10 protein-coding genes are annotated in these 6,973 nt (G+C 69.0%); 5 read left to right on the forward strand and 5 right to left on the reverse strand.

Annotation, left to right across the window (positions count from 1 at the left end; genetic code table 11):
- From GKQ77_RS23980 to GKQ77_RS23990, 3 genes are all read right to left on the reverse strand, one after another.
- Positions 1 to 465: DEAD/DEAH box helicase (locus GKQ77_RS23980; protein WP_219691005.1), on the reverse strand; the 465-nt coding region annotated here is incomplete at its 3' end.
- Between the two features lie 274 nt (positions 466 to 739).
- Positions 740 to 943 (reverse strand): cold-shock protein, encoded by a 204-nt coding sequence (locus GKQ77_RS23985; protein WP_010986199.1) that lies wholly within the window; start codon positions 941 to 943, stop codon positions 740 to 742.
- Between the two features lie 319 nt (positions 944 to 1,262).
- Positions 1,263 to 1,610 (reverse strand): MerR family transcriptional regulator, encoded by a 348-nt coding sequence (locus tag GKQ77_RS23990; protein ID WP_219691006.1) that lies wholly within the window; start codon positions 1,608 to 1,610, stop codon positions 1,263 to 1,265.
- A gap of 400 nt (positions 1,611 to 2,010) precedes the next feature.
- Here GKQ77_RS23990 and GKQ77_RS23995 point away from each other — a divergent pair, with 400 nt between their 5' ends.
- The 3 genes from GKQ77_RS23995 to GKQ77_RS24005 all read left to right on the forward strand — a co-directional run bounded on the left by GKQ77_RS23995 (position 2,011) and on the right by GKQ77_RS24005 (position 3,448).
- Entirely contained in the window at positions 2,011 to 2,388 is a 378-nt protein-coding gene (locus GKQ77_RS23995; RefSeq protein ID WP_219691007.1) for a GvpU-like protein, read from the forward strand.
- A 149-nt stretch (positions 2,389 to 2,537) separates the two neighbouring features.
- Positions 2,538 to 2,960 carry an Hsp20/alpha crystallin family protein gene (locus GKQ77_RS24000; RefSeq protein ID WP_219691008.1) on the forward strand — a complete coding sequence of 141 codons (423 nt, stop codon included), beginning with the start codon at positions 2,538 to 2,540 and terminating at the stop codon, positions 2,958 to 2,960.
- Positions 2,961 to 3,049: 89 nt separating this feature from the next.
- Positions 3,050 to 3,448 carry a DUF2267 domain-containing protein gene (locus GKQ77_RS24005; protein ID WP_219691009.1) on the forward strand — a complete coding sequence of 133 codons (399 nt, stop codon included), beginning with the start codon at positions 3,050 to 3,052 and terminating at the stop codon, positions 3,446 to 3,448.
- A gap of 33 nt (positions 3,449 to 3,481) precedes the next feature.
- Here the strand turns inward: GKQ77_RS24005 and GKQ77_RS24010 are convergent, their stop codons facing one another.
- Positions 3,482 to 4,336: a S1 family peptidase gene (locus GKQ77_RS24010; protein ID WP_219691010.1), complete on the reverse strand. Its 855-nt coding sequence runs from the start codon at positions 4,334 to 4,336 to the stop codon at positions 3,482 to 3,484.
- Between the two features lie 206 nt (positions 4,337 to 4,542).
- Here GKQ77_RS24010 and GKQ77_RS24015 point away from each other — a divergent pair, with 206 nt between their 5' ends.
- The gene (locus GKQ77_RS24015) at positions 4,543 to 5,754 is read left to right on the forward strand and encodes a pyridoxal phosphate-dependent aminotransferase (RefSeq protein WP_219691011.1); all 1,212 of its coding nucleotides are present in this window, start codon (positions 4,543 to 4,545) and stop codon (positions 5,752 to 5,754) included.
- 96 nt (positions 5,755 to 5,850) lie between these two features.
- A complete protein-coding gene (locus GKQ77_RS24020) occupies positions 5,851 to 6,261 on the forward strand; it encodes an SCO4983 family protein (RefSeq protein WP_219691012.1) in 411 nt (136 codons plus the stop codon).
- Positions 6,262 to 6,314: 53 nt separating this feature from the next.
- Here GKQ77_RS24020 and GKQ77_RS24025 read toward each other — a convergent pair.
- On the reverse strand, positions 6,315 to 6,973 hold a 659-nt coding region (locus GKQ77_RS24025), incomplete at its 5' end, for a phosphoenolpyruvate carboxykinase domain-containing protein (protein ID WP_219691013.1).

The following is a 6,973-nucleotide window of genomic DNA, read 5'->3' on the forward strand; positions in this document are numbered from 1 at the left end:
CGCGCGGGTGGGTGCGAGGACCAGGGCGAGGGGGCGGCGGGGCTCGGCGCGCTGTCCGGCGGTGCGGGCGAGCACGGCGAGGCCAAAGGCGAGGGTCTTGCCCGATCCGGTGCGCCCGCGGCCGAGGACGTCACGGCCCGCGAGGGAGTTGGGCAGCGTGGCCGCCTGGATCGGGAAGGGCTGGGTGACGCCGAGGCGGGTGAGGGTCTGCACCACGCCGTCCGGCAGGCCGAGCGCGGCGAAGTCCTCGACGGGCGGCAGGGCCGGGGTGACGGTGACCGGGAGGGCGAACTCTCCCTGGAGTGCGGCGGGGCGGCGCGAGGGGCCCTTGGAGTAGGACCGTCCGCCGGAGCGGGGGCCACCGGAGCGGGGGCCGCCGCCGGAGCGGGAGCCCTCCGAGGAGCGGAAGCCGCCGGATGAGCGGGGGCTGCCCTGTCGGCCGTTCGTGCGAGTTGAGCGGTTCATGAAGAACCTTCCTCGATGCGGCGCGTATCGAGGAATTCATACCGACACCGTGACGGTGTCGAGAATTGCAGGAACGGCCGGGAAAAATGAAACATAATTCCGGCCGCCGGAATCAGTCCGAGAGCGGCCGGTCAAGAGAGGACACGCTCCGGGCGGATTCACCGGGGTGTCTGGAGTGTTGCGTCAGATCTTCGGGGAGCGGTTTCCCCGGAAACAGAACGAGCTGGGGCCCGCACCCAAGGTGCGGGCCCCAGCTACGAAGTGCGCGTCAGCGTCAGGCGGGAACGATGTTCTCGGCCTGCGGGCCCTTCTGGCCCTGCGTGACGTCGAACGTCACCTTCTGGCCCTCCTGCAGCTCGCGGAAGCCCTGGGTGGCGATGTTCGAGTAGTGAGCGAAGACGTCGGCGCCGCCGCCGTCCTGCTCGATGAAGCCGAAGCCCTTTTCCGCGTTGAACCACTTCACGGTGCCAGTAGCCATGTCATATCTCCTTCGGGGCAGTGCCCGTGGAGTCCACACTGTGCGAACTCCGCGTCGCCGCAATGATTACCCCGTCCGGTAATGACCGGCAATACAAAGTGCCCCGCCGACACCATAACGTCGACTGAGCACTTGAAGTCTCTTGGGAACCACAACTGCAACTGGTAACGACAGTAGCATGCCGTCGCCGACGGCGCAGGGGTTTCTTTATCGTTCAGCCGGTCGGCCGATAAACCCTCACCGCGCATCACGCGAAATTCTGCATTTGCCGTCACAGATATCCGGCGGCGTCAGGCGCAGCGTTTCGCCGACGGCGCCCTCAGGAGGACGGCACCCCCTCGGAACCGACGGTGGAGCGGCGCAGCTGTTCGTTGAGGCGCAGCGCGTCCTCCAGCTGGTCCTCCAGGATGACGATGCGGCAGGCAGCCTCGATCGGCGTGCCCTGGTCGACGAGTTCGCGGGCGCGCGCGGCGACGCGCAGCTGGTAGCGGGAGTAGCGGCGATGGCCGCCCTCGGAGCGCAGCGGGGTGATCAGGCGGGCCTCGCCGACCGCGCGGAGGAAGCCGGGCGTGGCGCCGATCATCTCGGCGGCCCGGCCCATCGTGTAGGCGGGGTAATCCTCGTCGTCGAACCGGTCGGGGCCTTGCGTCAGGGTCTCTGGGGGCATTTGCACCTTTTCTGGAACGCGTCGAGGGGCCTGGTGCCGCTACGGCACCAGGCCCCGAGGGGTTTCAACACCATCTACCGGCCGTGTGCGCCGGCTCTCTGTTTCCGCACGGCCGCCCGAAGGGGCGGGGATGCGGGGATCGCGGATGCGTGACCGGGGACCACCTTCCAATCCGGGGTCTGCGGTACCCGAGCGACGACGAACCTCGCTCAGGCGATCCTGATGGCGTCCACTCCTCTCTTGCTTGTCTTGCTTGTCTCGACTGCATGTCTATGACTACACCAGGAACTCTAACAACGGCGGTTACGCATGTCTACTCCAGCCGCGATAGATTTTCGGGACCGGAGGAGGAGGGATCGGGGCACCCACACGCGCCCTCCCCTCGGTAGGCTCACCAGTCATGTCGAAGCCTGACGAACTGCTCGTAGACATCGCCGCCCTGGTGGAGTCCGAGCACAGCAATCAGATGTCCCTCACCGTGGTCGTGGCCGGCGCCGTCATCACCGGACGGCTGGCCCCCGAGTCCCTGTGGCGCCGACGCGTCGCCGAAGTCCTCAAGGACTCGGACCAGCTGGGTCCGTTCGCCTCCGTCTTCGAGGCCGACGGAGCCTCCGCCACTCCGCCGCGGGACACCACGCCCCCCACCCACCTGCACTTCCACCTGGCCCGGATCCTTCAGGGCAGCGTGGCCCTGCCGGAGACGGGCGGGATGTACCGCATCCCGATCCAGGACGTGAGCGCCTGGACCGTGGGGGACCTCAGCTACTCCGATCACTGACCGCCCCGGACTCAGGTCCGGACCCGCGCCGCGCCACGGCGGGCGTCCGGAACCGGACCTGAGTCCGGCCTTGTCAATTTTCTTCCTCCGGGCTATATAGAAAAACGTAGGGCATCGCACCCAGTACCTGAGGAAGGGAGTGACCCGTGATGCTCATGCGCACCGACCCGTTCCGCGAGTTCGACCGTCTCGCCCAGCAGGTCTTCAACAGCGCGCGTCCGGCCGGAATGCAGATGGACGCCTACCGCGAGGGCGACGACTTCGTGGTCCACTTCGATCTGCCGGGCGTCGACCCGGAGTCGATCGACCTGGACGTGGAACGCCACGTGCTGAACGTACGGGCCGAGCGCCGCGCCCCCGCCCCCGAGGGCGTGGAGATGATCGCGGCCGAGCGCCCCACCGGCACCTTCTCCCGTCAGCTGTTCCTCGGCGACACCCTGGACACCGAGCGGATCGACGCCTCGTACGACGCGGGCGTCCTGACCCTGCGCATCCCGGTGGCCGAGCAGGCGAAGCCGCGCAAGATCCAGATCAGCGGCGGCGGAAGCGGACGCAGGCAGATCAGCGGCTGACGACCGAACCGACGACCGAACCGAGCCGAACCGACGACCGACGGGACGGAGCCGGCGGTCGACCACACGAAACGGAGGAGAACGACTCGATGGGATGGAGCGAACTCATCGCGGCGGTACGGGAGTGCGGCCAGTACGCCACCGAGGCGGAGGCGGAGCGCGTGACGCGCGCCGTCCTGTCCGCCCTCGGCGGCCACGTGGTCGGGGACGAACGCGTCGACCTGGCGAGCCAGTTGCCGGTCGAGGCCGCGAAGGTGATCGCGGACGAGGTGCCCGTGACGCGGCGGCTCACGGCACCGGAGTTCGTCGAGAGCGTGGCGCTGCGGCTCGACGGCGCCACGCCGGCCACCGCCCGATGGGACGTCAGCTCCGTCCTGACCACCCTGGCACGGGCGGTCGACGAGCAGCTCGTCGACCGCCTGCTGAGCCTACTGCCGCCCGGCTACGCCCTGCTGTTCGGCAGGGCCGAGCTGGCACCGGCGGCCTAAGGCCCTGAGCCTCGGGCGAACCGTTCCCGGCGGTTACCGAAGGCCTCCGGCCGGCTTCGGCAGCGTGCAGCCGGGCCGGCCCAGGTCGATCTTGTTGCCGATGCCGACGCACGGCACGAGCGTGTAGGTCTGCTGGCCGTAGTTGATGCCTTCGCGCACGGTGACCTTGCCGTTCTCGTCGACCTCGCAGGGGTTGTTGTCCGTGCACCGGCCGCCGCTGTCGTTGCCGGTGTTGTGGACCGCGATGACCTTGCCGGTCGCGTCGTCGATCACCGGGGAGCCCGAGGTGCCGCCGATCGTCTGGCAGGCGGAGGTGTAGCGGACCGAGTCCTTCCAGGTCCAGCTGCCCTCCTTGAGGCGGTAGGCGAAGCCGTCCACGCCGCACTTGTACATCTTCTTCCAGTAACCGGAGGCGACGGTGATCGCCCGGCCCTGCTCGGGCCGCGCCGCGTTCAGCTCGAGCGCCTTGATCCCGTACTTCCTCTCGATGTCGCGGTAGGTGCTGGTCAGCTGGTAGAGCGACATGTCCGTGTCGGTCATGGTGGCGTACGCGATCTTGCTGGCCTTGACCGTCCCGAGCCGGCCGCCCGAGGCGTTCAGCAGGGTGAAGCTCCGCGACGAGGGCTTGTCGACGACGACCTCGCCGGGCGCGGGGAAGCCGCTCTCCAGGCAGTGGCCGTTCGACAGGACGAACGCGGGGTCTCCCGACTGCGAGCCGGGCACGCGGACGACGGATCCGGAGCAGTTGCTGAGCGCCACGGTCCCGGCGAAGTCGACGGCCTTGGCCTTCGGCTTGACGGACGTCTCATGACCGACGGCCGTCGCGGGCCCCGCCGTCGCTCCAATGAAGAGCACGGCGAAACACGCACCGACGAGAGGCTTGTTCATGTGGGGGGTCCCCTCCGCTGACAGTTCAGTCGAGTGTTTTGTCATGCGCATTGTTGGGCCTCGCCTCCGCAGGGACAAGACCGCCTCGACCCGCCCCGTAAGGGGCGCGGGGAACTGCGCGACCAGCCACAACGAGCCCGCACCCAAAGAACCGGCCGGGGAAATCCGCTCCCCCGCCCGCCGGAACACCCCGTAAGCTCGCCGCCATGCAGGTCATCCAGTCGACGAAGCTCGCCAACGTCTGTTACGAGATCCGGGGCCCCGTGCTGGAGGAGGCGATGCGGCTGGAAGCGGCAGGCCACCGCATCCTCAAGCTCAACACCGGCAACCCCGCCGCCTTCGGCTTCGAGTGCCCGACCGAGATCCTGGAGGACATCCTCCGCAACGTCGGCGACGCGCACGGCTACGGCGACGCGAAGGGCCTCCTCGCGGCCCGCCGCGCGGTGGTCATGCACAACCAGACCCTCGGCATCGAGACCGACGTCGAGCACGTCTTCATCGGCAACGGCGTCTCCGAGCTGATCGTGATGGCCATGCAGGCCCTGCTCGACGACGGCGACGAGGTCCTCGTACCGGCACCGGACTATCCGCTGTGGACCGCGGCCGTCTCGCTCTCCGGCGGCACCGCCGTGCACTACCGCTGCGACGAGCAGGCCGACTGGATGCCGGACCTCGCCGACATCGAGCGCAAGGTGACCGACCGCACCAAGGCGATCGTGATCATCAACCCGAACAACCCGACCGGCGCCGTCTACAGCGACGAGATGCTCCGCGGCCTGACCGACATCGCGCGCCGTCACAACCTCCTGGTCTGCTCGGACGAGATCTACGACAAGATCCTCTACGACGGTGTGACGCACACCCCGACCTCCGCCATCGCCCCCGACCTGCTGACCCTTACCTTCAACGGCATGTCGAAGGCCTACCGCGTGGCGGGCTACCGCGTCGGCTGGATGGCGGTCTCGGGGCCCAAGGCGCACGCGACCTCGTACATCGAGGGCCTGACGATCCTGGCCAATATGCGCCTGTGCGCGAACATGCCGGGCCAGCACGGCGTGGTCGCGGCGCTGAGCGGGCGCCAGACCATCAATGACCTGGTGCTGCCGGGCGGGCGGCTCCTGGAGCAGCGCGACATCGCGTACGACCTGTTGACGCAGATCCCCGGCGTGAGCTGTGTGAAGCCGAAGGGGTCGCTGTATCTCTTCCCGCGGCTCGATCCGAAGGTCTTCAAGATCAAGGACGACCGACAGATGGTCCTCGACCTGCTGCGCGCCGAGAAGATCATGGTCGTACACGGTACGGGCTTCAACTGGACCGAGCCCGATCACTTCCGCGTGGTGACGCTGCCCACAGCGACGGACCTCACGGAGGCGATCACCCGGATCGGCCACTTCCTGGACGGCTACAGCCAGCCGTGACGGGCGCGGTCCGGCCGCGACAGGCCCGCCCGGACCGCGCTCAACTTTAGACGGAATCTAAGATAGGATGGTCCCCATACCGCTTGGAGGCCACCCATGTACGAGCCGATCCGCACCAAGTCGGTCCACTCGATGGCCGACGACGCGAGCTTCCCGCACCGCTCCCGCGAGGAAGAGCTGGACATCCAGCTCTCCGGGCACCTCGCCGCGCTCCTCGCCGTCACCGACGAGCTGCGCGCCCTCGCCCCGGACGCGGAGCTGGACACCGCCGCCGAGCAGCTTGCCCTCCAGGTGGCGCGGCTGCGCCGCGGCGAGCAGCCCGCACGGTCCTCCGTGGCCGCCGCCATCCACGAGCCGCACCTGACCGCCCTGCACCAGCGCGCCCACGCCCTCGCGGGCCGCGCCCTGGTCGTGGCGGCCTCCCGCGCCGACACCTCGGCGGCGATCCTCGCCGCCGAGCGCATGGACGCCCACGCGGCCGCCACGCGCCTGGTCGGCGCCTCCTGATCGGCCCCGGTCCGCGGCCGGTGAGGCCGCGGACCGGGTGCCACCCAACTGCCTCAGCCGAGACGCCGCACCAGCGCGCGGTACTCGTCCCACAGCTCCTTGGGCGCGTGGTCGCCGAAGGTGTTGAGGTGCTCGGGGATCAGGGCGGCCTCCTCGCGCCAGGCCTCCTTGTCGACCGTGAGCAGGAACTCCAGGTCGTCGTCGGCCAGTTCGAGGCCGTCGGTGTCGAGCGAGTTCACCGTCGGCAGGACGCCGATGGGGGTCTCGACGCCCTCGGCCTTCCCGTCGAGGCGCTCCACGATCCACTTCAGGACGCGGGAGTTCTCACCGAAGCCGGGCCACACGAACTTGCCGTCCGCGTTCTTCCGGAACCAGTTCACGTAGTAGATCCTCGGCAGCTTCGCCTGGTCCTTGTCGGCCCCCACCTTGACCCAGTGCGCCATGTAGTCGCCCATGTTGTACCCGCAGAACGGCAGCATGGCGAACGGGTCGCGGCGCAGCTCGCCGACCTTGCCCTCGGCGGCGGCGGTCTTCTCGGAGGCCACGTTGGCGCCGAGGAAGACGCCGTGCTGCCAGTCGAAGGACTCGGTCACCAGCGGGACCGCCGTGGCGCGGCGGCCGCCGAAGAGGATCGCCGAGATCGGTACGCCCTTGGGGTCCTCCCACTCCGGCGCGATGATCGGGCACTGCGCGGCGGGGGTGGTGAAGCGGG

The sequence above is a fragment of the Streptomyces anatolicus genome (assembly GCF_019400875.1).
Lineage (GTDB): Bacteria > Actinomycetota > Actinomycetes > Streptomycetales > Streptomycetaceae > Streptomyces > Streptomyces anatolicus.